Source organism: Companilactobacillus zhongbaensis (genome assembly GCF_003946515.1).
Lineage (GTDB): Bacteria > Bacillota > Bacilli > Lactobacillales > Lactobacillaceae > Companilactobacillus > Companilactobacillus zhongbaensis.
On the sequence record NZ_RHOM01000002.1, the window covers coordinates 101,284 to 125,282 of the forward strand.

General features: G+C 36.7%; 36 protein-coding genes. 29 read left to right on the forward strand and 7 right to left on the reverse strand.

Annotation, left to right across the window (positions count from 1 at the left end):
• Positions 1-286: 286 nt before the first annotated feature.
• The 5 genes from EKM69_RS01585 to arsC all read left to right on the forward strand — a co-directional run bounded on the left by EKM69_RS01585 (position 287) and on the right by arsC (position 5,753).
• Positions 287-2,704, forward strand: a complete 2,418-nt coding sequence (locus EKM69_RS01585) for an L-type lectin family protein (RefSeq protein ID WP_125707438.1) — start codon at positions 287-289, stop codon at positions 2,702-2,704.
• A gap of 178 nt (positions 2,705-2,882) precedes the next feature.
• Entirely contained in the window at positions 2,883-3,224 is a 342-nt protein-coding gene (arsD, locus tag EKM69_RS01590) for an arsenite efflux transporter metallochaperone ArsD (protein ID WP_125707440.1), read from the forward strand.
• Between the two features lie 24 nt (positions 3,225-3,248).
• A complete protein-coding gene (arsA, locus tag EKM69_RS01595; RefSeq protein WP_125707442.1) occupies positions 3,249-4,976 on the forward strand; it encodes an arsenical pump-driving ATPase in 1,728 nt (575 codons plus the stop codon).
• Between the two features lie 30 nt (positions 4,977-5,006).
• On the forward strand, positions 5,007-5,318 hold the full coding sequence (locus tag EKM69_RS01600) for an ArsR/SmtB family transcription factor (protein WP_125707444.1): 312 nt from the start codon (positions 5,007-5,009) through the stop codon (positions 5,316-5,318).
• Positions 5,319-5,336: 18 nt separating this feature from the next.
• Positions 5,337-5,753, forward strand: a complete 417-nt coding sequence (gene arsC / locus EKM69_RS01605; protein WP_125707446.1) for an arsenate reductase (thioredoxin) — start codon at positions 5,337-5,339, stop codon at positions 5,751-5,753.
• Positions 5,754-5,778: 25 nt separating this feature from the next.
• On the opposite strand, the gene EKM69_RS01610 is transcribed toward arsC, so the two are convergent.
• On the reverse strand, positions 5,779-6,432 hold the full coding sequence (locus EKM69_RS01610) for a sugar O-acetyltransferase (RefSeq protein WP_125707448.1): 654 nt from the start codon (positions 6,430-6,432) through the stop codon (positions 5,779-5,781).
• Between the two features lie 161 nt (positions 6,433-6,593).
• Between EKM69_RS01610 and EKM69_RS01615 the strand changes: the two genes are divergently transcribed.
• From EKM69_RS01615 to EKM69_RS01625, 3 genes are all read left to right on the forward strand, one after another.
• Entirely contained in the window at positions 6,594-7,118 is a 525-nt protein-coding gene (locus tag EKM69_RS01615; RefSeq protein WP_125707450.1) for a VanZ family protein, read from the forward strand.
• 326 nt (positions 7,119-7,444) lie between these two features.
• Entirely contained in the window at positions 7,445-9,964 is a 2,520-nt protein-coding gene (locus EKM69_RS01620) for an excinuclease ABC subunit UvrA (RefSeq protein ID WP_125707452.1), read from the forward strand.
• A gap of 105 nt (positions 9,965-10,069) precedes the next feature.
• Complete coding sequence (locus EKM69_RS01625; RefSeq protein ID WP_125707454.1) at positions 10,070-10,279, forward strand: MDR/zinc-dependent alcohol dehydrogenase-like family protein; 210 nt, start codon at positions 10,070-10,072, stop codon at positions 10,277-10,279.
• Between the two features lie 450 nt (positions 10,280-10,729).
• Here the strand turns inward: EKM69_RS01625 and EKM69_RS01630 are convergent, their stop codons facing one another.
• From EKM69_RS01630 to EKM69_RS01645, 5 genes are all read right to left on the reverse strand, one after another.
• Positions 10,730-11,890 (reverse strand): tyrosine-type recombinase/integrase, encoded by a 1,161-nt coding sequence (locus EKM69_RS01630; RefSeq protein ID WP_125707456.1) that lies wholly within the window; start codon positions 11,888-11,890, stop codon positions 10,730-10,732.
• A 53-nt stretch (positions 11,891-11,943) separates the two neighbouring features.
• Positions 11,944-12,129, reverse strand: coding sequence for a DUF5067 domain-containing protein (locus EKM69_RS12205; RefSeq protein WP_164505809.1), 186 nt, complete (start codon positions 12,127-12,129; stop codon positions 11,944-11,946).
• A gap of 123 nt (positions 12,130-12,252) precedes the next feature.
• Positions 12,253-12,618 (reverse strand): SHOCT domain-containing protein, encoded by a 366-nt coding sequence (locus EKM69_RS01635; protein ID WP_048702350.1) that lies wholly within the window; start codon positions 12,616-12,618, stop codon positions 12,253-12,255.
• 9 nt (positions 12,619-12,627) lie between these two features.
• Positions 12,628-13,173: an Ltp family lipoprotein gene (locus tag EKM69_RS01640; RefSeq protein WP_125707458.1), complete on the reverse strand. Its 546-nt coding sequence runs from the start codon at positions 13,171-13,173 to the stop codon at positions 12,628-12,630.
• A 57-nt stretch (positions 13,174-13,230) separates the two neighbouring features.
• Positions 13,231-13,845 (reverse strand): LexA family protein, encoded by a 615-nt coding sequence (locus EKM69_RS01645; RefSeq protein WP_048702352.1) that lies wholly within the window; start codon positions 13,843-13,845, stop codon positions 13,231-13,233.
• Between the two features lie 190 nt (positions 13,846-14,035).
• Here EKM69_RS01645 and EKM69_RS01650 point away from each other — a divergent pair, with 190 nt between their 5' ends.
• The 6 genes from EKM69_RS01650 to EKM69_RS01675 all read left to right on the forward strand — a co-directional run bounded on the left by EKM69_RS01650 (position 14,036) and on the right by EKM69_RS01675 (position 16,211).
• Positions 14,036-14,272, forward strand: a complete 237-nt coding sequence (locus tag EKM69_RS01650) for a helix-turn-helix domain-containing protein (protein WP_048702353.1) — start codon at positions 14,036-14,038, stop codon at positions 14,270-14,272.
• A gap of 68 nt (positions 14,273-14,340) precedes the next feature.
• A complete protein-coding gene (locus EKM69_RS01655) occupies positions 14,341-15,051 on the forward strand; it encodes a phage antirepressor KilAC domain-containing protein (protein WP_404825383.1) in 711 nt (236 codons plus the stop codon).
• Positions 15,052-15,062: 11 nt separating this feature from the next.
• A complete protein-coding gene (locus tag EKM69_RS01660) occupies positions 15,063-15,257 on the forward strand; it encodes a hypothetical protein (protein ID WP_125707462.1) in 195 nt (64 codons plus the stop codon).
• Positions 15,254-15,421, forward strand: coding sequence for a hypothetical protein (locus EKM69_RS12210; protein ID WP_164505810.1), 168 nt, complete (start codon positions 15,254-15,256; stop codon positions 15,419-15,421). The genes EKM69_RS01660 and EKM69_RS12210 overlap by 4 nt, the downstream gene beginning before the upstream one ends.
• Positions 15,422-15,704: 283 nt before the next feature.
• Positions 15,705-15,971, forward strand: coding sequence for a hypothetical protein (locus tag EKM69_RS01670; RefSeq protein ID WP_125707466.1), 267 nt, complete (start codon positions 15,705-15,707; stop codon positions 15,969-15,971).
• Positions 15,972-16,010: 39 nt separating this feature from the next.
• Positions 16,011-16,211: a hypothetical protein gene (locus tag EKM69_RS01675; protein ID WP_125707468.1), complete on the forward strand. Its 201-nt coding sequence runs from the start codon at positions 16,011-16,013 to the stop codon at positions 16,209-16,211.
• 278 nt (positions 16,212-16,489) lie between these two features.
• Here the strand turns inward: EKM69_RS01675 and EKM69_RS01680 are convergent, their stop codons facing one another.
• A complete protein-coding gene (locus tag EKM69_RS01680) occupies positions 16,490-17,095 on the reverse strand; it encodes a hypothetical protein (protein WP_125707470.1) in 606 nt (201 codons plus the stop codon).
• A 117-nt stretch (positions 17,096-17,212) separates the two neighbouring features.
• Here EKM69_RS01680 and EKM69_RS01685 point away from each other — a divergent pair, with 117 nt between their 5' ends.
• The 15 genes from EKM69_RS01685 (at position 17,213) to EKM69_RS01740 (ending at position 23,953) form a co-directional block, all read left to right on the forward strand.
• Complete coding sequence (locus EKM69_RS01685) at positions 17,213-17,419, forward strand: helix-turn-helix transcriptional regulator (protein WP_164505811.1); 207 nt, start codon at positions 17,213-17,215, stop codon at positions 17,417-17,419.
• Positions 17,403-17,615: a helix-turn-helix domain-containing protein gene (locus EKM69_RS01690; protein WP_125707483.1), complete on the forward strand. Its 213-nt coding sequence runs from the start codon at positions 17,403-17,405 to the stop codon at positions 17,613-17,615. The genes EKM69_RS01685 and EKM69_RS01690 overlap by 17 nt, the downstream gene beginning before the upstream one ends.
• Entirely contained in the window at positions 17,599-17,775 is a 177-nt protein-coding gene (locus tag EKM69_RS12215; protein WP_164505812.1) for a hypothetical protein, read from the forward strand. The genes EKM69_RS01690 and EKM69_RS12215 overlap by 17 nt, the downstream gene beginning before the upstream one ends.
• The gene (locus EKM69_RS12220) at positions 17,760-17,936 is read left to right on the forward strand and encodes a hypothetical protein (protein WP_164505813.1); all 177 of its coding nucleotides are present in this window, start codon (positions 17,760-17,762) and stop codon (positions 17,934-17,936) included. Before EKM69_RS12215 ends, EKM69_RS12220 begins: the two co-directional genes overlap by 16 nt.
• Before the next feature lie 50 nt (positions 17,937-17,986).
• Positions 17,987-18,799, forward strand: a complete 813-nt coding sequence (locus EKM69_RS01695; protein ID WP_125707485.1) for a recombinase RecT — start codon at positions 17,987-17,989, stop codon at positions 18,797-18,799.
• Positions 18,765-19,577, forward strand: a complete 813-nt coding sequence (locus EKM69_RS01700; RefSeq protein WP_125707487.1) for a PD-(D/E)XK nuclease-like domain-containing protein — start codon at positions 18,765-18,767, stop codon at positions 19,575-19,577. The genes EKM69_RS01695 and EKM69_RS01700 overlap by 35 nt, the downstream gene beginning before the upstream one ends.
• Before the next feature lie 10 nt (positions 19,578-19,587).
• Entirely contained in the window at positions 19,588-20,478 is an 891-nt protein-coding gene (locus EKM69_RS01705; protein ID WP_125707489.1) for a Lin1244/Lin1753 domain-containing protein, read from the forward strand.
• Positions 20,479-20,487: 9 nt separating this feature from the next.
• Entirely contained in the window at positions 20,488-21,255 is a 768-nt protein-coding gene (locus tag EKM69_RS01710) for an ATP-binding protein (RefSeq protein WP_125707491.1), read from the forward strand.
• A gap of 2 nt (positions 21,256-21,257) precedes the next feature.
• Positions 21,258-21,578: a hypothetical protein gene (locus EKM69_RS01715; RefSeq protein WP_125707493.1), complete on the forward strand. Its 321-nt coding sequence runs from the start codon at positions 21,258-21,260 to the stop codon at positions 21,576-21,578.
• A complete protein-coding gene (locus EKM69_RS01720; protein WP_125707494.1) occupies positions 21,556-21,969 on the forward strand; it encodes a RusA family crossover junction endodeoxyribonuclease in 414 nt (137 codons plus the stop codon). The genes EKM69_RS01715 and EKM69_RS01720 overlap by 23 nt, the downstream gene beginning before the upstream one ends.
• A 56-nt stretch (positions 21,970-22,025) precedes the next feature.
• Positions 22,026-22,547, forward strand: a complete 522-nt coding sequence (gene ssb / locus EKM69_RS01725; protein WP_125707496.1) for a single-stranded DNA-binding protein — start codon at positions 22,026-22,028, stop codon at positions 22,545-22,547.
• A gap of 9 nt (positions 22,548-22,556) precedes the next feature.
• Positions 22,557-22,724: a hypothetical protein gene (locus EKM69_RS12225; protein WP_164505814.1), complete on the forward strand. Its 168-nt coding sequence runs from the start codon at positions 22,557-22,559 to the stop codon at positions 22,722-22,724.
• 219 nt (positions 22,725-22,943) lie between these two features.
• Positions 22,944-23,294: a VRR-NUC domain-containing protein gene (locus EKM69_RS01730; protein ID WP_225423803.1), complete on the forward strand. Its 351-nt coding sequence runs from the start codon at positions 22,944-22,946 to the stop codon at positions 23,292-23,294.
• Positions 23,281-23,460, forward strand: a complete 180-nt coding sequence (locus EKM69_RS01735; protein WP_125707498.1) for a hypothetical protein — start codon at positions 23,281-23,283, stop codon at positions 23,458-23,460. Before EKM69_RS01730 ends, EKM69_RS01735 begins: the two co-directional genes overlap by 14 nt.
• A gap of 37 nt (positions 23,461-23,497) precedes the next feature.
• On the forward strand, positions 23,498-23,953 hold the full coding sequence (locus tag EKM69_RS01740; RefSeq protein ID WP_125707500.1) for a hypothetical protein: 456 nt from the start codon (positions 23,498-23,500) through the stop codon (positions 23,951-23,953).
• The last annotated feature ends 46 nt before the right edge of the window (positions 23,954-23,999 follow it).

Consider the following 23,999-nt stretch of genomic DNA (forward strand, 5'->3'; position numbering starts at 1 on the left):
CATAGTAAATATTTGTACAAAAGCAATGTAAGTTTATAGCATGAATTAAATCTGCCATGGGGTCAGGTAGCAGCTTTATTCGTTCTTAATTATCGCAAGAAAAGAAAACAGAAATTACTCAAATATGAAAAAATGTTTTTAAAATTATAAGGATAAAAATATAAAAACAATCAGGATAAACGCTATTTATCATAAAATTATTTGAATATATTATGAAATTATAAATTTATAAATCGAATAAAAGTTGTAGTATAATTTGAACCAAAATAACTTTTGGAGGGATTAGATGAACCATCTCAAACATCGTTTTGATGGCACTACCACTCGGAAAGTCCTATACTACACAGCTTTGTTAAATGTTTTTATCGTATTACTAGTATTTTCGATTGGCAATAGTACTAAGACCGTTTTTGCTCAAGAAACCAAATTACCATTCATAGATGATGCACATTTAGGAGATTTAGAAGAAACTACAGGTGATAAGGATGATTTACAACACGCTGTCGAAAGTGCACCAGATGGATTACCGTTGAAAGACTATTTTCAATTAGGTGAGTTTCCATCAGGACAAATACTAAACACCGCGAAAGTTATTTCACATAAAAATAATGTTTATGATGGATCCAGTTTATTGTTAGTAAATAATTCAATCAGACAATTAGGAGCAATCTGGGGAAATCCAGACCAAGATAATTATTTTGATCCTACCTTATTTCAGACCATGTCAATGTGGGTTTACCTCGGTCACTCAAAATCTAATTTTGAACAGGGTGATAATTCTGTAGGGGATATTCCTACACATGTAGGAGACGGTATGGCATTGGTATTTCAAAATGACCCTAGAGGTGTCGGTGCAATTTCGACGTATAAGGAAGATAAGGGAGATGAGAAAATAAGATTAGGAACCGGTGAGGCAATGGGGGTATGGGGTCCGAATTTTAACAACAAGTTATATGAAAATGGAGAAAGCTTTTCAACGAACGATGGAATTACATTGAAAAAAAAGATTGCCTCTATGGCTATCCAAAAAAGTCTGGCTTTAGAATTTGATACTTATCCCGATAACTCGGCAAATTTTATTGATCTTAATAATTTGGGAATTTCGTTTGACATGGGTAAACAAGGACAACACATATCACTTGGTTATCCAGCAAACCCCGAAATTTATGAACCTCACTTATCTGGATATGATTCCAACCGAAGTCGAAAGTTGTACTATCGAATGGTTCACAATAGGAATACGACAGTTGATAATCAGTATTTAGCCAATGGAAATTGGCATCACATTACAATTAAATGGAATCCGAATACAAAAAGGTTATATTGCTTTTTTGATGATCGAGATAAAAACAAAAATATACAACATGCACAGGTAACCATCAGTTCAGCAATCGATTTGAGTGTTTTTGATCTTAAAAATAGCCATAAATTACGATGGGGATTTACAGGATCGACAGGTGAATTTTCCGAGAATAACTTGATAGTGTTTGAATCGATACCATCGTTTGTAAATGCTGAATTGAACATGCAAATTTTTGATAGATCTACTGGAACGATTGTTGGTGAAAATCTTGAAAACTCTGAGGGAAATTCCACTTTCTACCCATCTGCAAATGCGGGTGATACACTGGATTTCACTTATGACTTAAACTACCAGTCTGGTATCAAAAACTGGGACAAGATTGTTGCCAATATTAATTTGTCGTCCGAAGTGGAGTACCTATCGTCCTATGTTGACTACAATGATGGTGATCCAGTTGAGGAAGTTAAAACTAATCCTATGAGTGGGAATAAGTTTACTTATCATATTGGAAAATCACTGACTCCATCGCATAATAAAGCTACGTTGCATATAATCACAAGGGTAAAACCAGTTTCAAAAACGAATTTTGTCTCCGGACAGCTTGCAAGATTTGAAGGTGATTATTTAATAAAAGACGGAATGTCGCCTCAGTTTAGAATTGCTTCTAATGCATTGAACATGCGAGTTGATCCGGAGCAAATAGATTATCAAGAGATGTCACAAGTTCCTGATGATTCGCTGATAAATTGTTATGTATGGAACAATAAGCCTAATAACGATCTTTCAGGAGTCTCGTTAAGTGTTAGTGTAAATGGCACATCCTTACCTAAACAAAAACTTATAAAAGAGACATCTTATTATGTTCCTACTAAGATTGCAATTCCTAAAAGCCAACTGCAAGAAGGGACAAATACGGTCGTTATTAAGACGGAAGAAACGGATGGCAGACAAACTTTTACTTGTACAAAAACTGTTTTCATAAATGTCGGAGGAAACGTAAGAATTAGTTACCGGACCCACGATGTTAGTTTTGCAACCATTAACGGTACCAGTGGTAATAAATTAGTCCCTCGGTCAGGAATATGGAAGGTGGATGTTACAGACACCAGGAAAAGAGGCTCGGATTGGCGTGTATCTGCTCAAGCAAGTCCTTTGACTAATACTAAAACTGGCTTGCGGTTTAACGGAAAGATGGTCTTTGTTGATAAAAATAACAATCGGCACTTGTTAAATGACCAAGTTGAGGTTGGTCATGCAATAAAGGCGACTGATAAGTCTGAAACTTGGAACCTTGTTGATCAATGGTCAAATAATCAAGGCATCCAGTTACAGACTGATAATTCAGTTGAAGAAGGGGATTACCAAGGACAAATCTCATGGATACTAGTCAATAGTCTATAATTACATTCCTCGTTAAGTAGAACCAACAACGAATGGCACTAATAAAATAGTGTTAGCATTAGTGAATTATTTCACCAATTCTATTGAATTCCAACCCAAAACCAGTTATATTTTATATAGATAGGTATCTATGTATCCTATTTGATCGGTAAATTTTTCAAAGCAAAGGGGAAGAATTATGAAAAAAATAGAATTGTTCGAACCAGCTATGTGTTGTCCAACTGGAGTTTGTGGACCATCTGTCGATGAGACTTTGTTGATGATCACTAATTCCTTTGAAGCATTACAAAAGGTGGTGGATGTTGATGCTAAACGTCACTGTCTATCAGATGAACCGGCTACTTTTTCTAAAAATCCTGATGTTTTAAATGCCATCAAAAAAGATGGAAAAGATGCTTTGCCAATTACTATCGTTGATGGAAAGGTAGTCAAAGTGGGCGAATATCCTACCCAGGATGAATTGACTCAATACACTGGTGTTGTTTTTAAAAACGAAAACGCTGATGCAGTAAGTAAATAATTCATCTGAAAAGGGGTGTTCAAAATGGATTTATACGATCCTTCTGATCTCAATTTAACTAAGTATTTATTTTTTACTGGGAAAGGCGGGGTAGGTAAAACCTCCGTTGCTTGTGCTACTGCAATGAATATGGCTGATCGAGGCCAAAAAGTCATGTTAGTCAGCACAGATCCGGCTTCTAATTTACAAGATGTTTTCCAAATGGAACTGACGAATAAACCGACACCGATTACTGGGATCCCTAATTTGTCGGTCGCAAATTTTGATCCCGTCACAGCAGCTGCTGAATATCGTGAAGGTATCGTCGGTCCTTATCGTGGCGTCTTACCTGATAGTGCAATCGAAAATATGGAAGAACAGTTGTCAGGGTCTTGTACCGTCGAAATTGCCTCCTTCAACGAGTTTGCCAACTTTTTGACGGATCAAACGATCGAAGAAAACTACGATCACATCATTTTCGATACTGCACCGACCGGTCACACTTTGCGGATGTTGCAATTACCATCGGCTTGGAATGATTATTTAGATGAAAACACGACTGGTGTTTCATGCTTAGGCCAGCTGTCAGGTCTTGGTGATAAAAAACAAATGTATGAGCATGCTGTAGAAACGCTCAATGATGGCAAGACTACGACTATCGTCATCGTCAGTCGGCCACAGCGAGCTTCATTGATCGAATCAAAACGTGCGTATACCGAACTAGAAAAATTAAACATCGATCATCACATCTTGATCATCAACGGAATTTTGGAAGAGGCTGATGATGACGTCTCACAAGAAATTTTCCATCAACAACAATATGATCTGAAAAATATTCCAGAAATCTTGCATCACTTGAAGACTTTTTACGTTCCACTTCGTCCCTACAATGTGATGGGAGTTAAAAATATCCGTACACTGTTGAACCAGCAACAACCTAAGGTCGCTCCAATGCCTGCCGAAAAACTCGATTTTAAAAATCTTCAAGATATCGTTGACGATTATATTAAAACTAATAAGAAAATTATCTTTACGATGGGAAAAGGCGGCGTTGGAAAAACAGCCGTGGCCATTAAAATTGCCAAAAAATTTGTCGCAGCAGGTAAAAAGGTTCGATTAGCAACGACGGATCCGGCCGATCACATCGATCTTTATTTACCAGACAAGACTGGTATTACCGTTAGTCACATTGATGAGCAAAAAGAATTGGCAGACTATCAAAATGAGGTCATTTCTAAAGCACGTAAATCGATGGATGATGACAACCTGGACTACGTTAAAGAAGATCTACGTTCACCTTGTACGCAAGAAATAGCGGTCTTTAGAGCTTTTGCTCGAATCGTTGATCAATCTCAAGATGAAATCGTGGTTATCGATACTGCACCAACGGGTCATACTTTACTGTTGTTAGAGTCGACTCAAAATTATGCTCACGAGGTACAACGCTCCTCTGGCGAAGTTCCTGAATCCATTCAAAAGCTGTTACCACGCTTGCAAGATCAACAACAAACTGAAGTTTTAACCGTGACGTTGCCAGAAACGACACCGATTTATGAATCAGTCAGGTTGAATCAAGACCTTGATCGAGCTAAAATAGCTCATACTTGGTGGTTAGTAAACCAAAGTATGTATGCTACTCAAACGACCAATGATATTTTAAGCGTTCGAGCTAGTGAAGAGCTCGAGTGGATCGAGAAGGTCGCTGATATTTCACAAGGTAATTACGCTGTGGAACAGTGGGTACCTGACTTCGAACAAAATATGGTCCATTAAAATTTTTAAAAAAAAGTAGGTGGGAGAAAGTTGGATTATCAAAAAAATGCCAAGATGATCAAAGCCATGGCTGATGCAAACAGATTGAAAATCATTGATATTTTGTCCTGTGGAACCATGTGTGCTTGTGAAATTTTGGAAAACTTTGATTTTACACAGCCAACTTTGTCGCACCACATGAAAGTCCTCCAAGATGCTAACATCGTTACGGCTGAAAAAAATGGCAAGTGGCAAAATTACACGCTTGATCCACAATTTGTTAAACAGTTGCCATTGTTTACTTATAATTTGTTAAAATCAGATGAAACCTGTATTTGCCATCAAAAGAAGGCTACTAGTTAGCTAAAAATGGGAGACAATATGTCAAAGAAAATTTATTTTTTGTGCACCGGAAATTCTTGTCGCAGTCAAATGGCTGAAGGATTTGCGAAGGATATTTTTGGTGAAGATTGGATGGTAAGAAGTGCCGGAGTTGAGATGCACGGATTGAATCCCCGGGCAGTTAGTTCCATGAAACTTGCCGGAATCGATATTTCGCAACAAACTTCTACTTTGATCGATCAAGATTATTTGATGTCTTGCGATGTGGTCGTGACACTTTGCGGTGATGCCAAAGATAAGTGTCCAATGACACCGCCTGAGGTCAAACGGATCCACTGGCCTTTGCCAGATCCTGCACAAGCCACAGGTTCGGAAACTGAAATTATGGAAGTTTTTAACCAGGTAAGGGATACGATCAAATCAAATGTCGACCAGCTTTATCAAGAATTAAACTAAAAAGCCGCCATCTTAGGCGGTTTTTTTAATGCAAATATTTATCTCTGATTTCTTGTGGTATTTCTTTTCCGCCATCGTAATACTGATCATCTGCTTCAGTAATATCACGCAACTTCCTAGCTGGTGTCCCCACAACGATAGTGTTGGCAGCAACGTCTTTAGTGACGACACTTCCAGCACCGACAACAGCATTGTCACCGATCGTTACACCAGGAAGAATAGTCGAACTGGCACCGATCCAGACATTTTTACCGATGGTGATCGGTTTGTTGTACTGCATCTTCTTGAGCCGAAGTTTGGGAGAAATAGGGTGGGCTGCAGTCGCAAAGGTCACGTTCGGACCGATCATGCAGTCTTCACCAAAGCTGATCCGACCATCATCGACAAAGTTGCAATTGTAATTGATAAAAATATCCTTGCCGAAGTTGGCGTTGTACAGTCCACAATTGGCATTGATCGGTGGCAAGATGTACAAGTTGTCGCCATATGTACCAATGACTTCTCGCAAGATCTTGTCACGATCTTTTAAACCTTGGGGCGTTTCCGGTGTTTGGTTGTATTCAAAGATCTTTTGGACCAAACTATGTTGATACTCGAGAAAGTCTTCATCAGCACTGTCGTAAATTTCGCCAGAACTTGTAACTTTCTTGAACTCTGCTAATTTTTCTTTTGATATCATTAGGCTACCTCTCATTAAGACTATTCTTCAATCATACCTTATTAATTGATATGAAATTAATGTTCATAAAATATTCAATCTTTTTTAAGTTTAGATAAATGGAGCTTCAGTATAGTTTAAGTAATGAAACAAATACAAACTTAAACGAAGGAAGTATTCTTATGAGATGGGTACCATTAACATTAATTTTATTTTTTACTGTGATCAGTGCGATCAACATTTATAAAAAGCAGACTGCCACGTTGAATCGAAGTTTTTCTTTGATCGGAGTAGTCTATTTAATGCTGCTAGAGATTATCGTCTTCACGCCTATCTCATTTGATGGCTCACAAATTTACGTCATGTCTGCAGGGATAGGGAAAGTCAATTTGTTTCAATTGGACGTTTTTGAATTAGGCTTTTTCGAAAATATTTTGTTGACGGTGCCATTGGGGATGTTTATCAAGGCATATTTTAACGATATCTCTCTTTCAGACACAGCAATAATCGGCTTGTTCGTCGGTAGTTGGATCGAAATTGCCCAATATTATTTGTCCCATGCATTCTTGATCAATCGTTCGAGTGATATTAACGACGTGATTGCCAATGCTTTAGGAATCGTCGTTGGGGCAGTAGTGGTCAAAACGGTGGTAAACTTGTTGAAACGAAATCAACGGGTGCCAGAATTGACTGCGTTGATTGATTAAATTACAAATTAAATCAGTTAAATTCAAAATTAACTAGTAATTTGTTGCAAAAACCTGTAAAGTAATCTCTTGCAGGTAGCCTACCTGTTATTTACAAGTGGCAGTTTTGCACATTCCAAGGTTTCAATTGTAAGATTGCCCAGGGTCGAACATCAGGATGATGTTCGGCCTTTTCTTTTTGCCTAAAATGTTTCTTCCATTGGACCCAATTTAAGGGTCTTTTTTTGTATTATCTTGTTCATATTGCAAGTGGATAGTTTACACTATGATTATATGGTAGAAATTATTGGAAATTTGCTATTCATTGAATTCGGAGGGGGAATAATATGAATAAAGAAATTATGGTTCGTGGTGGTAAGGTCAATAATTTAAAAAATATTGACGTAAATATCCCACTTAATAAATTTGTCGCTATTTCGGGTCCCTCAGGTTCTGGGAAAAGTTCTTTAGCGATGGGTATTTTGTATGCTGAAGGGTCACGTAGATATTTGGAAGCTTTGTCGACTTATACGAGAAGACGGATCAGCCAAAGTAAACGTTCTGACGTTCAAGAAGTCAAAAACATTCCTTCAGCAATCGCCTTACGGCAACGTCCCGGAGTACCTTCCGAACGCTCAACGGTTGGTTCGATGAGTGAGATCTTCAATGTAGTACGTCTGATTTTTTCACGGTTAGGTTCAACGGTTTGTCCAAACGGTCATTGGATCGCCCCTAGTTTGAAAATTGCTCAAGCGATGGACCTTCCCGGAGGTGCTGACAGCCGAATGGGTATCATTTCTTGCCCTGTCTGTGGAGTTGAGTTTATGGCTAAGGCTGCCGAAGATTTTGCTTTCAATTCCGGCGGAGCTTGTCCTCAATGTCACGGTACTGGTAAGATTCGCGAACTCGATGAAAGCAAACTGATCGGTGACGAGAACTTGACGTTGGATCAAGGAGCAGTGGATTCTTGGCACTTGCCAGGTCGTAATTTCATGCCGACAGTTGCTGCAAGTCTAGGGGTTCGCACGGACGTCCCTTACAAAGACTTGACCGATAAGCAAAAAGATATTGTGCTTCACGGCGAGAAAAAACAATATTCAGTCGATTTTCGCACATCTACCGGTCGAGTTTTCCACACTGATAAAACTTTGTACGAAAATGCCTATGAGGCAGTTTACGATTCGTTGAAGACGGTCAAGAGTGAACGCTCGATCAATAAGATCAATCAGTTTTTCCATTTCTCCGTTTGTCCAACTTGTCATGGAACTCGTTTGAATCCAGAGCTATTGACCCAGATCGTCGGCGAAAAAAATATTGCTGAAGTATCGGATCTAACACTAGGTAGTTTGCACGTTTGGGAAGAACAAACGAAGAGCGAATTGCCTGATGAGCTACAAGCGATGGCGAGAATACTTTTTAAAAACTTGCACGACACCTTGCAACCATTGCTCGATCTTGGCTTGGATTATTTGACCTTGTCGAGAAATGGAAATACTTTGTCGACTGGTGAGTTGCAACGGATCCAATTAGCCAAAACATTACGGACCGAAACTACTGGTGTTTTGTACGTCTTGGATGAGCCTTCGATCGGTTTGCATCCTGATAACGTCAAAGGTTTGATCAACATTTTTCATAAGTTGATCGATCAAGGCAATTCGTTAGTTGTAGTTGATCACGAGGTCGATATTATTAGTGCTGCTGATTGGGTGATCGAAATCGGACCAGGTTCTGGCGATGCTGGTGGTAATGTCATTGCAGAGGGAACTCCGCAAGACTTAGTTAATAACCAAGATTCCTTGATTGGACCGTTCATTTCCGGAAAAGCTAATATTATGAATGAAAAAGTCCCAGTCAAAAAACAAGCTGAAGGTCATTCCACTGCTTTTGAGGTCGATAATTATTTCAATTTACACGATATTAAAACGCAAATTCCTAATAACGAGATCACCGCAATCACTGGTTTTTCTGGAGCTGGTAAAACTAGTTTGATCTTGGATAGTTTGGTCCCAGCAATCGAAGCTAAAGAAAAGAAACAAGCATTGCCCAAACAAATTAAAGCAATGACGACTGACTTAGACCATGTCGTCAGTATCGATGCCAAACCGGTGGGTAAAAATACTCGATCAAGTTTGGCAACCTATACAACAATCATGGATAATTTACGTCGCATGTTTGCCGATTTACCGGAGTCTAAGGCTAAGAAGTACGGTATTTCGTATTTTTCATACAATAGTAAACAAGGAGCTTGTGAACATTGTGGTGGTATCGGAAAGATTTCTTTAGACATTCAATACTTACCTGACATGGAAGAAGTTTGCCCATATTGTCACGGTAATCGATATAAAGATGAGATCCAACAGATCAAGTGGCATGGCTATTCGATCGTCGACTTGCTCGATCTATCCGTTAAAGAGGCCATCGATGTCTTTAAATCAGAGCCCAAAATTGAAAAGCAATTAAAATTACTCGATGAGATCGGTTTGAACTACCTTCATCTCGGTGAAAGTACTCCTGAACTTTCCGGTGGGGAAGCTCAACGTTTGAAACTAGTCAATCATTTAACTGGTAAGCAAGACAAGACAATGTTCGTTTTCGACGAACCATCCGTTGGCTTGCATCCCATCGATGTTCAAACTTTGCTTGGGGTAATGAACAAGCTCAAAACTCAAGGGGCTACGATCATCATTATTACTCATGATCTAGATCTGATGACCAATGCTGACTATTTGATCGACCTTGGTCCTAAAGGTGGCGCTGCCGGTGGGAAACTAATGGCCGCCGGAAAACCAACAGACTTAGTCAAAACAGCTCAAAGTTTAACTATCGATTATTTGAAGGAACATTTTGAAAAATTTGATTTGATGTAAGTTTTTTTTAGAGAATATTCAGAGGAACCAATTCAAATTGGTGACAAAACATATTTCACTGGTGCTCTAGCTGGTAAATGGACTTATGATAATTTCTCACCATTTATGATTCCCAAGGGTGTCCACCTAACTAGTTATCCTGGTGAATCAACTGACTTACCAGCTGATATTTTGCAAGACGTCGTTGATGGTGTTGCAGCTGGCAATATCGATGTGCCGATTGCTCATGTTTATCATGAACTGGCAAGTGTTGGTCAAGATCAGAGTGATTTGGAATCTAATAAATATAATGGAAAGCATGTTGTTGTGCTTTAAAATGAAAAAAGGTAGTACCCAAAAATTTTATTTTCTTGGGTATTACCTTTTTTTCGTACTAATTTTGGTTAATAATCGTTGTACTTAGAATTTAATTCTTCGGTGAGTTTATCCAAACGTTTTCAAATTTGTCTGTGGGATTTAAGTTCCGTGCTGGGAGCTAAATTTTGGATATTTCGGTGAAACTAAGTAAAATAAAAAACCAGCTGTACCAAGAGATTAATCCCTTGATGCAACTGGTAAAAGGAACGTAAGCGCCTGCCAATTTTGAGGAAATACAAAATTAGTTTGCGCTTGCGTTACGGTCGTAAGGTTGGCTTCGCCGACGAACGACTAAGGAAGTGGAGATGAGGGGAATCGAACCCCATTTTTTTAAAACCTCTACACGCCAACGGTTACAAGGCTTTTACGGTTTGTTTTTTTTCATTGAGTACCATTTTGGGTACCATATTAAAAATTAAGAAACTTTACAAGTTTCTCCGTTGCTTTTTTGTTTTGATCTGCTGTTACGTGAGTGTATATGTTTAATGTTGTTTGAGCGTCCTCATGTCCTAACAATGTTTGAGCCTCTTTAATAGTTGCTCCTGAGGCAAACAATGCACTTGCGTAGGAATGTCTAAAACCATGTATGGTTATTGGGTGTAATAAAGTTTGTTCACTGTTCACACGTTTCATTATTAAATCTAACCATTTCTTTGGAGTATTTAATGATTTAAAGTGATTAGTATTACTATGAAAAATTAACTGTGAACCTTTACCAATATTAAAACCCATTTTCAACAATTCCTTGCGATCCTGAATTCTCCAGAGGTTTAAATATTTAATTGTGGTTGTATCTAGGGGAATGGTACGAGTTCCCTTAATTGTCTTTGTGTCTTGAATTATCTGCTTTCCTCCAATACCTTGCGTCAGTGTTTTGTTGATTTGCAAAATGTTTTCGGTGTTGTTAAAGTCATTCCACGTTAATGCCAAACATTCACCACGTCTAATACCAGTGAATGCAAGTATTCTAAACAATGTGTAACGTTCTAACTCTTTTTTTGAATCAATAAAATCGAAAAAGGTTTTCAACTCATCTTTATTCCAAAAGTTTGGTTCTTTTTCAATATGTTCAGTTTTTCGTGGCATGATAACTCTTTTAGCTGGGTTGTCAGTAATGTACTGTTGCTGAATAGCATATTTGAAAATAGCACTGGTGTAATAAAACCAAGGTTTGAAATTGTTGGTAGTCGACTTAAACCATTTGTTTAGCTCACTTTGTATTTGAGCAGTAGTGATTGATCTAATTCGATATTTGCCAAATGCCGGTAATATGTGATTTTCAAAAATCTTTTTCTTTTTGTACCATGTACTTTCACGAACAGTATTAACATACCCCTCAAACCATTCATTATAAACCTCTTCAAAGGTTATATTTGTTTCTTTGTGTTCTGTAATTCCTTGTGTCGCTTGATACTCTAGTTTTTTTAATTCAACTTTTGCTTCTTTGAGAGTTGCAAAATGTCGATTTGTTCTTTTTCTCTTTCCGGTTTTCGGATCAATACCTAAATAAATATTAAATTTGTAGGCGGTTGATCCGTCTTTTTTTGTGTATTTTTTTATTTTCGTCATATTTTAATCTCCCGCCGTGGGAACAGGGAAGAAACGACATGAATAATTAAATGCTATTGAACACTATAAGTTTTTGATCCAATATCCTTGAAATCAGAATTAGAAAATTTAACTGTTACTTTATTTGTGTTTTCTAATTCAAATAATACAACTCCTTGTGTCGTTTTCTTTGGTAGCAATTTATCATTCATTGCGTCCTCTTGTGTTTGAAGAGGGCTATTTGCGTTTTCCTTGATCATCTTTGTAGTAAACGTGAAAAGCCCAAGAACCTTGCTTTTTGTATATTTGAGCCATAATTACACCTCCAAAAACGTAATTTGAGTAAAAATAAATAAGCCTAGGGTGGCTTATTTAATGAGAATTTATAGCATTTCCTCTTTTTTCTTGTTAAATTCTTCTTGTGTTAAAACACCTTTTTCAACAAGTTTATGCATTTCTTCTAATTTATCTAAATCCAGTTTTTTATTTTTCTTTTCAGTGCTTTTTTCTTTAATGTATCCTGTGGTTTTTTGAGATACATTTTTTGTTAATTCTGGAGTTTTTACTTTTAAAAATCCAAGCATCTTATCAAAATAGGGCCTTCCAAATTTATATAATCCCAATAATATTACTGCTAATATTATAATAAAAGGAATTGTGTAAAATAACATTGATGGATCAAATAAAACTCTAACAATTATTATAAAGCTGATTATAAATATAAAAGTCTTCCATAGTAGTTTTGTCATTATTTGCTCCTAGTCGTTTAAATGCTGTACTGCGTAATCCGCCTCAGATTGTGTAAACTTTTCGCCATATTCTGATGTTAATTGATCTCTAATGCCTTCAGATGACATATCTTGGTCTTTTTGATAAGATTTAGCTTTTTTAAGTGCATTTTTATTGTAGTCAGCCTTTAGATTATCTACAGCATATTGTGCTGCTTCGGCAGAAAATTTATCTCCGTACTCAGAAGTTAGTTGGTCATAAATACCTTTTTTCGACATATACATAAGGTTCGAATATGTTTTAGCTTTATTTAGTGCTGATTTATATTCAGCTGGTACATTATCTTCTTTTTTAGAATCATCAGATTTAAAGAAGTTTTTTACTTTCTTTTCTGCCTCTTTTGTTTCTTTTGTATTAGCTTTCGGGGTAGTTTTTTCGGTCTTTGTACTTTCAGGTGTTGTTTTATTTCCACTGTCGGAGATTGTATTTCCTACAATAATAATTGCAAATGCAACGATTAACCAGAACCACCATTTCTTATAGAAAGGTTTTTTCTTATTTTCTTCTCTTTTCATAATTTGTAATTCCTCCCAATAGTCAGCTTTTATTGTCATCAGTGTTTGGACATTAAACTACAGTTCAGTTGTATATCTGATTGCTTTGCCAAGAATACGAGCAGGGCTGTCTTTGGTTACTATAATTGGATCATAGTCCTTGTTATCTGGCATAAGCATTACAATGTTCCCAGAATGTTTAACCCGTTTCAAAGTTGCTTCTGTATCACTATTAACTAGGACTGCAGCTATTTCATCGTCCTCAACTTCTGGTTGCTCTCTAATTAAGACATTGGAGCCATTAGGGATGGTAGGCTCCATTGAATGACCTTTAGCAACTAGATAGAATACGGTACCACTTGGGAGCGAGTCCTCAGGCTCCTCCAAATATCCTTCTATATTTTCTTCTGCAGTTATTGGATCTCCACATGCAATTTCGCCTAGTATAGGAATCATTGCAGTTTTATGCTTAGGAGATTGAGAGTTATCGATATTCAATAAATAATCAGGTTCTATATGAAATGCTTTGGCAAAATCATTTACGCGATTTAAAGGGAATTCTCTTGTTCTATTAAAATATCTGGAAACAGCTGATTTAGCCATACCGGTTCTGCGTGCTATTTCACTTATAGATAAATTTTGTTTTGATTTTAAATCATCTAATATATTCATAATTTCATCGTTAGTTCTCATAATTTTCTCCTAAAACTATTTAAATACTATGTTTCCTTAACATGTTTCTATTATATCATCGTTCCCAAAAGAATACAATACATAGGAATAAAACATCTTTATGTATTTAATTTAGCAAAAAGTGTTGACAAACGAGAACATACCCTTTATAGTAAGTATTGTACTCGAAAGAGAACGGAGGTGATTGACAATGACAATCAATTTGAGAAGATTAAAAGCAGAACGAATTGCAAGAGGAATCACACAAGATCAAATGGCGAGTCGCATGGGCTGGAGCACAAGAACACCCTATGCAAAACGTGAAAATGGTTTCGTATCGATTGGTGCTGATGAATTAGCTAAAATGGCCACTATTCTTGGATTCTCAAGGGATGAGCTCGGGATTTTTTTTACAAAGGACGTTCCCAATAAAGAACGGATTCATTGATTGAAAAATATAATTGCGAACCAAAAGTTTTAGGAAGGGAAAAATAAAAAATGAACGATTTAGTAATTATGAAAGATCAACAAGCAGTAACTAGCAGTTTACAAGTTGCAGAAACGTTTAATAAAGAACATAAAAATATAATTCGTGACATCGAACATCTATTGGAATCTGACAGCTCAGTTTTGAGCAGCCAAATATTTTTAAAATCTACACATGAAAATCGCGGAAAACAATACCCAATGTATTACATGAATCGAGACGGCTTCACATTATTAGCTATGGGATTCACAGGCAAAAAAGCTCTTAGATTCAAGATGCAATACATTGAAGCTTTTAACAAGATGGAAGACCAAATCAAAACAGGTGGTTTCAAAATTCCATCAACAATGGCTGAAGCTTTACGTTTAGCAGCAGACCAACAAGAACAGCTTGAACTAATGAAACCCAAAGCGATATTTGCTGATTCGGTAGCAACATCACATACCACTATCTTAGTTGGTGATCTTGCCAAAATCATCAAAGGAAATGGCGTTGATACTGGTGCAAGACGATTATTTCAATGGATGAGAGATAACGGTTATCTGATTAAGCGCAAGGGTGCAGATTACAACTCACCAACTCAAAAATCAATGGAAATGGGATTGTTCAAAATCAAGGAGTCAAGCCATGTTAATTCAGACGGAGTCACGGTAGTAACAAAAACTCCAAAAGTTACTGGTAAGGGCCAACAATATTTTATTAATAAGTTTCTGGAAAATAACTCAGTTATTTCTAGATAGGAGGAATGATTATGAAAGTGACGTACGAGAATTTTTCGACAGCACAGGAGATTGTAGGCGAGAACATAGATGCACTATTTAAAGGTTTACCAATCTTCAATCTCAATCGCAAACGAGAATCAACCAATGTCGAATTAATCGACGAATCAATAGCAGCACTAGAAGTAATGAAGAAATACTACGAACAGGAAGGAAAAAACAAATGAATGATGACCAAATTACAAATTTAAGCGAATCACTTTCAAATCTTTCGCCATCGCAATGGAATGAAATAAAAACAGTAATGGAACACCTTTATCATCCGATAAAAAAAGAACTGACTCCAGAGGAAATCAGTTCTTCATTAAAGAATATTAAAGATTGGATCTAATAATTTACTACTTGTAAATGAAAAGGACTGACGCGGTAGTCACGTCCTTCGTGATGTATATGTACAAATGGGAAATCATCCAATTTATTAGGGACTATGGGCGAAGAGATTGAATCTAATAATCCACCTTCTTTTACCCATGTAATAATTTCATCTCTATGATTGGAAATTATTGAATTTGAATCAAGCTCTGTCCATCCAAGGGGAGCAAGATTTGCATACAAATGTATTGGCATTTATTATCACTTCCTTTCTAAGGAGAGTATATCAAACAGGAGGCCGAATGATGGAGATAACTTTGACCGAACAGCAAGAACACGAATTAATGAAATCAGTTTATGGAGTGGTTGGAAAAGCTGTTGACGACTTTAAAAAAGATAACGGACTGATTGCCAAACCATATATGAAGAAATACGAGGCAGTAAAGTACCTAAACGTTTCAAATAACACTTTTGATAAGTTCATTTTGGAAGGTTTGCCAAAACATACTATCAAAGGAATAACGCTTTATTACAAACCAGAATTGGACGAATTCATTTTACAAAATTAATTAAAAAGACCGTGGGAACAGTAAAAATTGGAGGGAATCATGAAATTAGCAATTGAAACAATTATTTTTGACGCAATGTTCATAGCAATATTTTCAAGCATTGCGACATATCTATTTATTAAATTTAAAACGTTAAAGGGAATATTGAAAAACACGACTGATTTTTATGGATTTGAAAAAGAAGACACAGCAGGAAACGAGAATTTCAGAACAAATATTTACTCGAAGACAAAAAAATAAACACCCGGAGGTGTTATGGAATGCGAAATAGAAATTGTAAAAAGTGTGGGAAGAGGATTTACCCAGAAGATAACTATTGTTCCCGGTGTGGAATTAAGAACCCGTTAAAATTTTCTTGGCTGTTTCGGAAGCAAAATCAACTAAGAAGTTGTAAAGCAAAGGTTCAACTACTGTATCTGCTTTTGAAAGATAAACCTTAAAGATGGAGGTGTTATGGAATGAGAATAAAATTTAAAAACCACTTAATAAACTTTGGATTAATGTGCAGAGCAAACCCTTTACAAATCCTTGCCATGTTCTTGACAGGAATTTCTGTACTCTGCCAATTTATCGTTTTGCTTTTGTTGCTCATTGGCAAGTAAGTCAATACTTTTGACATTCAAAGTAACAATAAAGTTTTTGTAGGGTGTATCAATCTTAATCTTTTCGGATTTTATTCCGTCGGGACTTCCAACAACATCAAAAAAAGCAATTGATCCATTGACCGTGTTATAAGGGTCAATTCTCAGTGGTAACTCAAATGGTTTTTCACAGAACATCACCTTTTTTGAATCATATATCAATGGAGTGAAAGAATCAGATGTTATTTCTTTTGTACCACCACCAACCTTTGATATGTCATTTATGGTGATTGGATTCGCTGAATTATTAGCAATCCTCAAGGACAAAATCGAAACATACGTACTTATTGCAAGCTCATCAAAATCATCTGGGTATGGCTTTTGCTTGACGTTTTCGAGAGTCGCACCGTCAACCCAATAAGAATTATGTCGTTTGCTTTGAGTACAAGTGATTTTTGGCAACGATAAACGATAATTTAGCCCTTGAACCACCAGTGAAGCAACACCTGTAACGCAACCAATAATAGATAGCAATGTAACCATAAATTTCACCTCAAAAAAATTATACCAAAGGAGTGATAGCAATGGACGGTTTTGATGAATGGTTACAAAACGAATCTGCATACGGTTCACTAACTCAACCAGAGAGAGGTGATGGTAATGAACAACAGAATTAAAGAACTAAGAAGAGAACAATCTATAAAGCAAAAACAATTAGCTGAATATTTTCATGTCAGTCCGTCAACTATCCACAGTTGGGAGCGTGGAGATGTCCCAATGTTAATTGACGACTTCCACACACTGGCAATGATATTCGGCGTATCAATGGAATATTTAGGAGGTTATAGAGATGAACGCAATGAATAGAACAAAAAAATTACGTGAAGAAAAAGGAATAAAATTGGTCGAACTTTCAAAAGCAACCAATATTCACCGATCAACATTATCGAGATATGAAAATCATATTACCGAGATTGGAAGTAAAAAATTATTTGAACTAGCAAATTATTTTCACGTAAGCATGGAATATTTAGGAGGTTATAGAGATGAACGCAATAGATAAGGTGACTGATGCATATTATGCACAGCGACACTGGGAAGAGTTTAGGGACAGGATCGTGAAGAAACAACTAACATACGGTGCTGTTGTCCACGATTATTTCAAACTTGTGGACGAGATGAACCGCACCAAGGAGGAGTTAAAGCAATGGAACATGAATTAGATGTATTGATCGATAAATCTATTGAATTCTACAAAGCTAGACACGCTTATAACTGGATGCCTACGAAGCGGAACAAAGCAGAGTACATTCAACAAGCTAACAAATTGCACCAATTAAAAAAGTCCCTTGCCACTGCAATGGCAAAGGACCGGAATACTTAAAAAAAAATCATATGTTCATTTTAACACAATAAGAAAAAGGGGATAAAAAAATGGTAAACAATTTAGCAAAATTACCAATCCAGACATTAGTAAAAGAACCAAAGATCGTTGAAAAATTTGAATCTGTGTTAGGTAACAAATCAGCTCAATTTGTTACATCACTTATTAATGTTGTGAATAGTAATCAATCTTTGAAGAATGTTGATCAAATGAGCGTTGTTGCCTCGGCTATGGTGGCAGCCAGTTTAGACTTGCCAATTAATCAAGACTTGGGATACATGTGGTTAGTTCCATACGGCGGTAAGGCACAACCTCAGATGGGTTACAAAGGATATATCCAATTGGCACAGCGAACTGGACAGTACAAACATTTGAACGCCGTTGCAGTGTATGATGACGAGTTTAAAAGTTACAACCCATTAACCGAGCAATTGAATTATGAGCCTCATTTTAAGGATCGCGATTCCTCTGAAAAACCCGTTGGATATGTTGGCTATTTTGAGCTAACTAGCGGCTTTGAAAAAACTGTGTATTGGACACGTAAACAAATTGATGATCATAGACAAAACTTTTCAAAAATGAGTGGAAAGTCAAAACCAAGTGGTGTTTGGGCAACTAACTTTGACGCAATGGCACTCAAAACGGTTCTAAGAAACCTAATCAGTAAATGGGGGCCAATGAGCGTGGAAATGCAAAAAGCTTACGAAAGCGACGAGCAGGCAACAACAATCAGCACAAACGACATCAAAGATATTGAAGCACAAGAACAAGAACCCGCAACGGATGTTAGCCAGCTGATTAATGGAAATGCAACGGAGGCAAATGTCAATGACTCAACAACCAATTCAAAAGACTCTGAATAAAGAAACATATTATTCAATTGAATCAGATAGGTATTATCAATCGGCAACTTTTTTCAAGAACTTCGAAAAATGTGAGACCGCAACCGTGGCACAGCTAAACGATATATACAAACCAGATATGAACCAAAAAGCTCTATTGGTTGGCAATTACTTGCATTCTTACTTTGAAAGCCATACGGCTCACGAGAATTTCATTAAACAACACGAAAGTGACATGTTCACAAAGCGGGGCACACTGTTAAAAGACTATCAGGTTGCTGACTCAATGATTGCAACGCTTGCTGATGATCCAATGTTCAATAATCTTTATCAGGGTAAGAAAGAGGCAATCGTTAAAGGCCAAATTGAAGGCGTTAATTGGAAAGGCAAAATTGATTGTTTGAACCTAGACCGCAAAATATTTCTTGATTTAAAAACAACTAGAGAAATAGACCGTAAATATTGGAACGAAGAAAAACATATGTGGCAATCATTTATGGACGAATATAATTATCCGTTGCAAATGTATGTATACCAGCAATTAATTTATCAACAATATGGAGTCATGTGTACACCTTATATTATTGCAGTAAGTAAACAAGAAATACCCGCAAAGGCCGTTATCTCGATTCCTAAGAAGCGACTAGCAGAGGCCCAAGAAGAGATTGAAACACTTCAACCAAGATTTGAAAAAGTAAAGAGCGGATTTGAAGTACCAATACGTTGTGGTAAATGCGCTTATTGTCGAAAAACTGCGACACTGAGGGAAATTACAAGCATGGACGACCTTATCAGTTAGGAGGTGAGTCATGGCTAGACCAATTAAGAAAGGGCTTGATTACTTCCCATTAGATGTCAGTTTTCTTCAGGATATAAAAATTAGAAAAGTAATTCGAGCTTGTGGAAGTGCCGCACCAACGGTAATCATTTGTATTCTCGGATATGTTTATCAAGATGAGGGATATTTTTTATATTTTGATGATGATACGCGTTTTCTAATTGCTGAAGACGTCGATACAACTGAAGAACTGGTTGATAAGGTGGTTCAAAAAGCATTAGAGATAAAATTTTTTGATCAACTACTATTTACCAAATACAAAATACTGACTTCTACTGGAATTCAAAACAGATATAAGCAAGCCAGTTACAAAAAAACAAACAATACGATTCGAAAAGATTTCGATTTATTAAACCCTAGTAAAAATGACAACGGGGTTTCCGGTGTCGATAACCCTGTTTCAGACACCGGAAACCCCGACGCTGTTGAATTATCGACGTCAGTAACCCCAGTTTCCGACGTCGGAAGTACACAAAGTAAAGTAAAGGAAAGTAAAGAAAAGGAAAGTAAAGAAAAACAGAGTAAAGAAATAGAGACGCCTGCCGTTGCTTTTCAAAAAACTCTTACAGTGTATCAACAAAATATTGGGGTACTAAATCCATTTGTGCAGCAAAACATAGAATATCGAATCAACGACTTCGTTAATCAAGGAACTAATGAAATTGAAGCCAATGAGATTGTTCGACTCGCAATTGAAAAGGCAGCCCTTAGCAATAAACTGTCTTGGAATTATGCAGATGGGATTTTAAAAAACTGGCTTGATCATAGCTTGTTCACGTTAAGCAATGTAAAGGCAGAACAAAAACCGAAGTCCAAGAATGAACCATATTCTGTTGATGAATCGGACAAATTACCATACTAGGAGGGCGAAATGGAAAACTTAGGAACAATCATGAGTGAACTGTTGGCAGACCTCAAGAAGAAAGAGATCGATATTGATTGGGATAACGTGAAGAATATCGACATGGACGAAAGACGAAAGCAAGACGAGATTAATATCACCAAAAGATATAAGGCACAGGAAAAACACCGAATGTTTAACAGTTCGCTTGTTAGTGATATTAACGACCTAAAACACGTTTTTGACGATTTCAATACAGATACACCAGAACAACAAAAAGAGCTGTCACAGGCGCAAAATATCGCAAATAAGATATATAGCGGCAGTATCTCCAACTATTTGTTCACGGGCAAAGCAGGAAGAGGAAAAACAATGTTAGCGGTTAGCATTTTGAACGGATTAAATTCGCTTAATACCGACATTACTTGCTTATTTGTCAGCGTTGAAATGTTGATCAATTTGGAACGCCAAGCCGTTACAGATAAGTTCAACATTGAGAAACACGACGTTTATCGAATCGAGAAATGTATTGAAAAATGCGATGTATTAGTTCTTGATGACCTAGGAAGTGAAACAAGTTTCGTGACAGGTGCAGATATACAGCCTGCTACGAGATTCACACAGGAAGTACTATTCCGAATTGCTGACTATCGAAAAAACAAAGCGAACATCATTACAACGAACAACACAGGCAGTGAATTACAACGAATGTACAACGGGAAGATTATAAGTCGATTGCTTACCAAAAAGCCTGAGAATGTAATTGTGTTTGATGGTAAAGACATGAGGGAGGTTTAGAAATGGAAACAGAAAAATTTATATCAGAGTTGCCAATTATTCAAAACGTGGAAAGAGACAGTCTTTCTTATGCAAATAATCAGCTTTTGGTTATTCACGATCCTATCCTAAGTCAAATTAAATATTTAAAAGTCATATATGAACGGTATCACCAACTTTTAAACGATGTTTCTGATTATCGAGGTAATACGGATATTGAGGAACATTTAATTATGGCTATTTCAGAGCTTGAAACGGTACATAAACAAATTGATGGAGAACTGCTCAATATGAATTGGCTTTTGAAGGAGATTAAAGAGAATGTTTTTAAAAATGACGATTAAGGGTGAACCAGTCGCAGCACAAAGACCGAGAGTCACAAGAAAGGGGACATACACTCCACGAAAATATGCAAAATATAAAAAAGAAATCGAAAAACAATACCGAAAAGAATTTAATAATGAACAGCTTTTTGATCGCGGCGAACCTTTAAAAGCAGAATTACATTTTTACAGAAGCATTCAAAAATCAATATCAAAAAAAGAGCACGAACGGCGGGCAATCCACGAAGTAAAGCCGGCAATGAAATCGGACTTGGATAATTATATTAAATCGGTTTTTGATGGTCTCAAATGCGCATGGTTTGATGATGGTCAAATTGTCGAGATCAATGCAGCAAAAGATTACGACGATTGTCCAAGAGTGGAGGTAACAATTGAAAAAATTAACAGTTGATGAATTAGTTTTGATTGTAAAAACAGCGAACCAAATACAAAAAGGACGTGATTCAGATGATTAATAGAGCAGTGATTACAGGAAGATTAACGAAAGATCCAGATTTGCGTTACACAGCAAATGGCAACGCTGTGGCAAGTTTTACAGTTGCCGTTAATAGAACATATACAAACGCAGACGGAGAGCGTGAGGCGGATTTTATTAATTGTGTGATGTGGAGAAAAGCAGCGGAAAATTTTGCAAATTTTACTCACAAGGGTTCATTAGTTGGGATTGATGGTCGTATTCAAACAAGGAACTATGAAAACGATCAAGGAAACAGAGTGTTTGTTACTGAGGTGTTAGCGGAGAACTTTTCATTGCTTGAACCAAAATCAAGCAATCACCAACCGGCAAATAAAGAGCAACGACAACCAAGTAATGCACAACCATCAGCAAAACCAACCGAGTGGACAACGCAAGGAAGCGAGTCAAAACAAAAGACATATGAAGAAGTTAACGGCATGAATAAGAATGGAACATATGAGAACGAGTCCACACAACAAGCTGACATCACAGACGATGATTTACCTTTTTAGGTGAATGACATGAAAGAAGATAAAAAAAGAAAAATCGAGTTACCAAAGAAAATAACGGTTGTTGATGGACAAATATTTTTTGATGAAACAGACAACATCTTAAAAACAGATACAGGTATTTCAATCAAGAAAGAAAACAAAGCTTTTAATCTAAATGTAATGACTAAAGACAGTTAAATTTTCTTACGGCACTGTTTAGAGCACTGTCATAAACGTTGATGTAACGGCGTTAAGGGACGTTAACAGTGCCGTAGTGCCTTAAAACTCTTATTGTTTACAAATACAAAAAAATAATATTTATAAATAATATAAGAGTAATAGGGAACTGAGCACTTAGAGCACTGTGGATTAATAAAACCGTTGTGGCACAAGGGATTTAGTACAGTGCCCTAAAAAATGGGGGTATTTTTTATCAGAGAACAAGATATTCAAAGTTTAATTAGAATTGCAGTTTCTAAAGATCACTGCAGAATATTCCGTGGAAATGTTGGGAAGGTTAAAACAATCGAGGGTAGATGGTTTGATACTGGATTACCACCAGGGTACCCAGACCTACATGGATACAAAATCTCTAACGGGAAAATGTTTTATATCGAAGTTAAGACATCAACTGGAATACCAAGGGCGGACCAAATTCAGTTTCATAATCAACTGATGACTGATGGTATTATCCATGGAATAGCACGCAGCCCAGAAGACGCATTAAAAATAATTGATGAGGAGTTGGTAGGATATGGATTCGAATGAGAAACAACGGTATGACGAGATGATTGAAGAAGTAGAGTATGTTTACAACAATCTTCCAATAATAATCGATGCTGACGAAGGACTTATGGCTGTAGCTATTTTAGTAGCTAGTGAACATAGCAATGAAGATTTAGGTCAAATGGCTGGATTTATTCAGAAACGTTAGTTAATCGAATAGTACCAAAATTTTAAGGAGATATGACATGACATATAGAGAGTTTTTACAAAATAACAGATTAAAAAAACCAGATTATAAAATGTTCGATATTATTTTGAAAGGATCACCAAATATTTACGTTCAAACTTTTGGAAGAAATGGATATGTTGTTATTCCTGACGACTGGACTTTGGACTATTGCAGTAATTTTTACGGTTTTTTAGATGATGGACCAGTTGGTGGCTTAACTTTTGGTGGATATATAACAGTAGCTAATGATGAACTGACTGCAATTAATTTGGATTCGGGTAATTTAGGGTTTTTTCAAAAGGAACTTAATAATGATGACAAAAAAGCTATTGAAGAAATAAAAAAATATTGTGTTCACGTTATCGGTTTTGACAATCAACACTACAGACCAAACGAAATGGATGCTTTTGATGGTGCTAAATATATTGCGGAACAATTAAGAAACAGAGAAAGCACCCAGAAGACGCATTAAAAATAATTGACGAGGAGTTGGTAGGCTATGGTTTCAGTGAATGATA

Coding starts and splice junctions, on each gene's coding strand:
- EKM69_RS01670 (WP_125707466.1), top strand. CDS start 15,705: ATGATGGAGATAACTTTGACCGAACAGCAAGAACACGAATTAATGAAA.
- EKM69_RS01625 (WP_125707454.1), top strand. CDS start 10,070: ATGATTCCCAAGGGTGTCCACCTAACTAGTTATCCTGGTGAATCAACT.
- EKM69_RS01685 (WP_164505811.1), top strand. CDS start 17,213: ATGAACAACAGAATTAAAGAACTAAGAAGAGAACAATCTATAAAGCAA.
- arsA (WP_125707442.1), top strand. CDS start 3,249: ATGGATTTATACGATCCTTCTGATCTCAATTTAACTAAGTATTTATTT.
- EKM69_RS12220 (WP_164505813.1), top strand. CDS start 17,760: ATGGAACATGAATTAGATGTATTGATCGATAAATCTATTGAATTCTAC.
- EKM69_RS01650 (WP_048702353.1), top strand. CDS start 14,036: ATGACAATCAATTTGAGAAGATTAAAAGCAGAACGAATTGCAAGAGGA.
- EKM69_RS01655 (WP_404825383.1), top strand. CDS start 14,341: ATGAAAGATCAACAAGCAGTAACTAGCAGTTTACAAGTTGCAGAAACG.
- EKM69_RS01635 (WP_048702350.1), bottom strand. CDS start 12,618: ATGACAAAACTACTATGGAAGACTTTTATATTTATAATCAGCTTTATA.
- EKM69_RS01660 (WP_125707462.1), top strand. CDS start 15,063: ATGAAAGTGACGTACGAGAATTTTTCGACAGCACAGGAGATTGTAGGC.
- EKM69_RS12210 (WP_164505810.1), top strand. CDS start 15,254: ATGAATGATGACCAAATTACAAATTTAAGCGAATCACTTTCAAATCTT.
- EKM69_RS01690 (WP_125707483.1), top strand. CDS start 17,403: ATGAACGCAATGAATAGAACAAAAAAATTACGTGAAGAAAAAGGAATA.
- EKM69_RS12205 (WP_164505809.1), bottom strand. CDS start 12,129: ATGATCAAGGAAAACGCAAATAGCCCTCTTCAAACACAAGAGGACGCA.
- EKM69_RS01610 (WP_125707448.1), bottom strand. CDS start 6,432: ATGATATCAAAAGAAAAATTAGCAGAGTTCAAGAAAGTTACAAGTTCT.
- EKM69_RS01630 (WP_125707456.1), bottom strand. CDS start 11,890: ATGACGAAAATAAAAAAATACACAAAAAAAGACGGATCAACCGCCTAC.
- EKM69_RS01675 (WP_125707468.1), top strand. CDS start 16,011: ATGAAATTAGCAATTGAAACAATTATTTTTGACGCAATGTTCATAGCA.
- EKM69_RS12215 (WP_164505812.1), top strand. CDS start 17,599: ATGAACGCAATAGATAAGGTGACTGATGCATATTATGCACAGCGACAC.
- EKM69_RS01640 (WP_125707458.1), bottom strand. CDS start 13,173: ATGAAAAGAGAAGAAAATAAGAAAAAACCTTTCTATAAGAAATGGTGG.
- EKM69_RS01645 (WP_048702352.1), bottom strand. CDS start 13,845: ATGAGAACTAACGATGAAATTATGAATATATTAGATGATTTAAAATCA.
- arsD (WP_125707440.1), top strand. CDS start 2,883: ATGAAAAAAATAGAATTGTTCGAACCAGCTATGTGTTGTCCAACTGGA.
- EKM69_RS01735 (WP_125707498.1), top strand. CDS start 23,281: ATGGATTCGAATGAGAAACAACGGTATGACGAGATGATTGAAGAAGTA.
- arsC (WP_125707446.1), top strand. CDS start 5,337: ATGTCAAAGAAAATTTATTTTTTGTGCACCGGAAATTCTTGTCGCAGT.
- EKM69_RS01680 (WP_125707470.1), bottom strand. CDS start 17,095: ATGGTTACATTGCTATCTATTATTGGTTGCGTTACAGGTGTTGCTTCA.
- EKM69_RS01705 (WP_125707489.1), top strand. CDS start 19,588: ATGGCTAGACCAATTAAGAAAGGGCTTGATTACTTCCCATTAGATGTC.
- ssb (WP_125707496.1), top strand. CDS start 22,026: ATGATTAATAGAGCAGTGATTACAGGAAGATTAACGAAAGATCCAGAT.
- EKM69_RS01710 (WP_125707491.1), top strand. CDS start 20,488: ATGGAAAACTTAGGAACAATCATGAGTGAACTGTTGGCAGACCTCAAG.
- EKM69_RS01715 (WP_125707493.1), top strand. CDS start 21,258: ATGGAAACAGAAAAATTTATATCAGAGTTGCCAATTATTCAAAACGTG.
- EKM69_RS01720 (WP_125707494.1), top strand. CDS start 21,556: ATGTTTTTAAAAATGACGATTAAGGGTGAACCAGTCGCAGCACAAAGA.
- EKM69_RS01615 (WP_125707450.1), top strand. CDS start 6,594: ATGAGATGGGTACCATTAACATTAATTTTATTTTTTACTGTGATCAGT.
- EKM69_RS01740 (WP_125707500.1), top strand. CDS start 23,498: ATGACATATAGAGAGTTTTTACAAAATAACAGATTAAAAAAACCAGAT.
- EKM69_RS01620 (WP_125707452.1), top strand. CDS start 7,445: ATGAATAAAGAAATTATGGTTCGTGGTGGTAAGGTCAATAATTTAAAA.
- EKM69_RS01730 (WP_225423803.1), top strand. CDS start 22,944: ATGGGGGTATTTTTTATCAGAGAACAAGATATTCAAAGTTTAATTAGA.
- EKM69_RS01585 (WP_125707438.1), top strand. CDS start 287: ATGAACCATCTCAAACATCGTTTTGATGGCACTACCACTCGGAAAGTC.
- EKM69_RS01695 (WP_125707485.1), top strand. CDS start 17,987: ATGGTAAACAATTTAGCAAAATTACCAATCCAGACATTAGTAAAAGAA.
- EKM69_RS12225 (WP_164505814.1), top strand. CDS start 22,557: ATGAAAGAAGATAAAAAAAGAAAAATCGAGTTACCAAAGAAAATAACG.
- EKM69_RS01700 (WP_125707487.1), top strand. CDS start 18,765: ATGACTCAACAACCAATTCAAAAGACTCTGAATAAAGAAACATATTAT.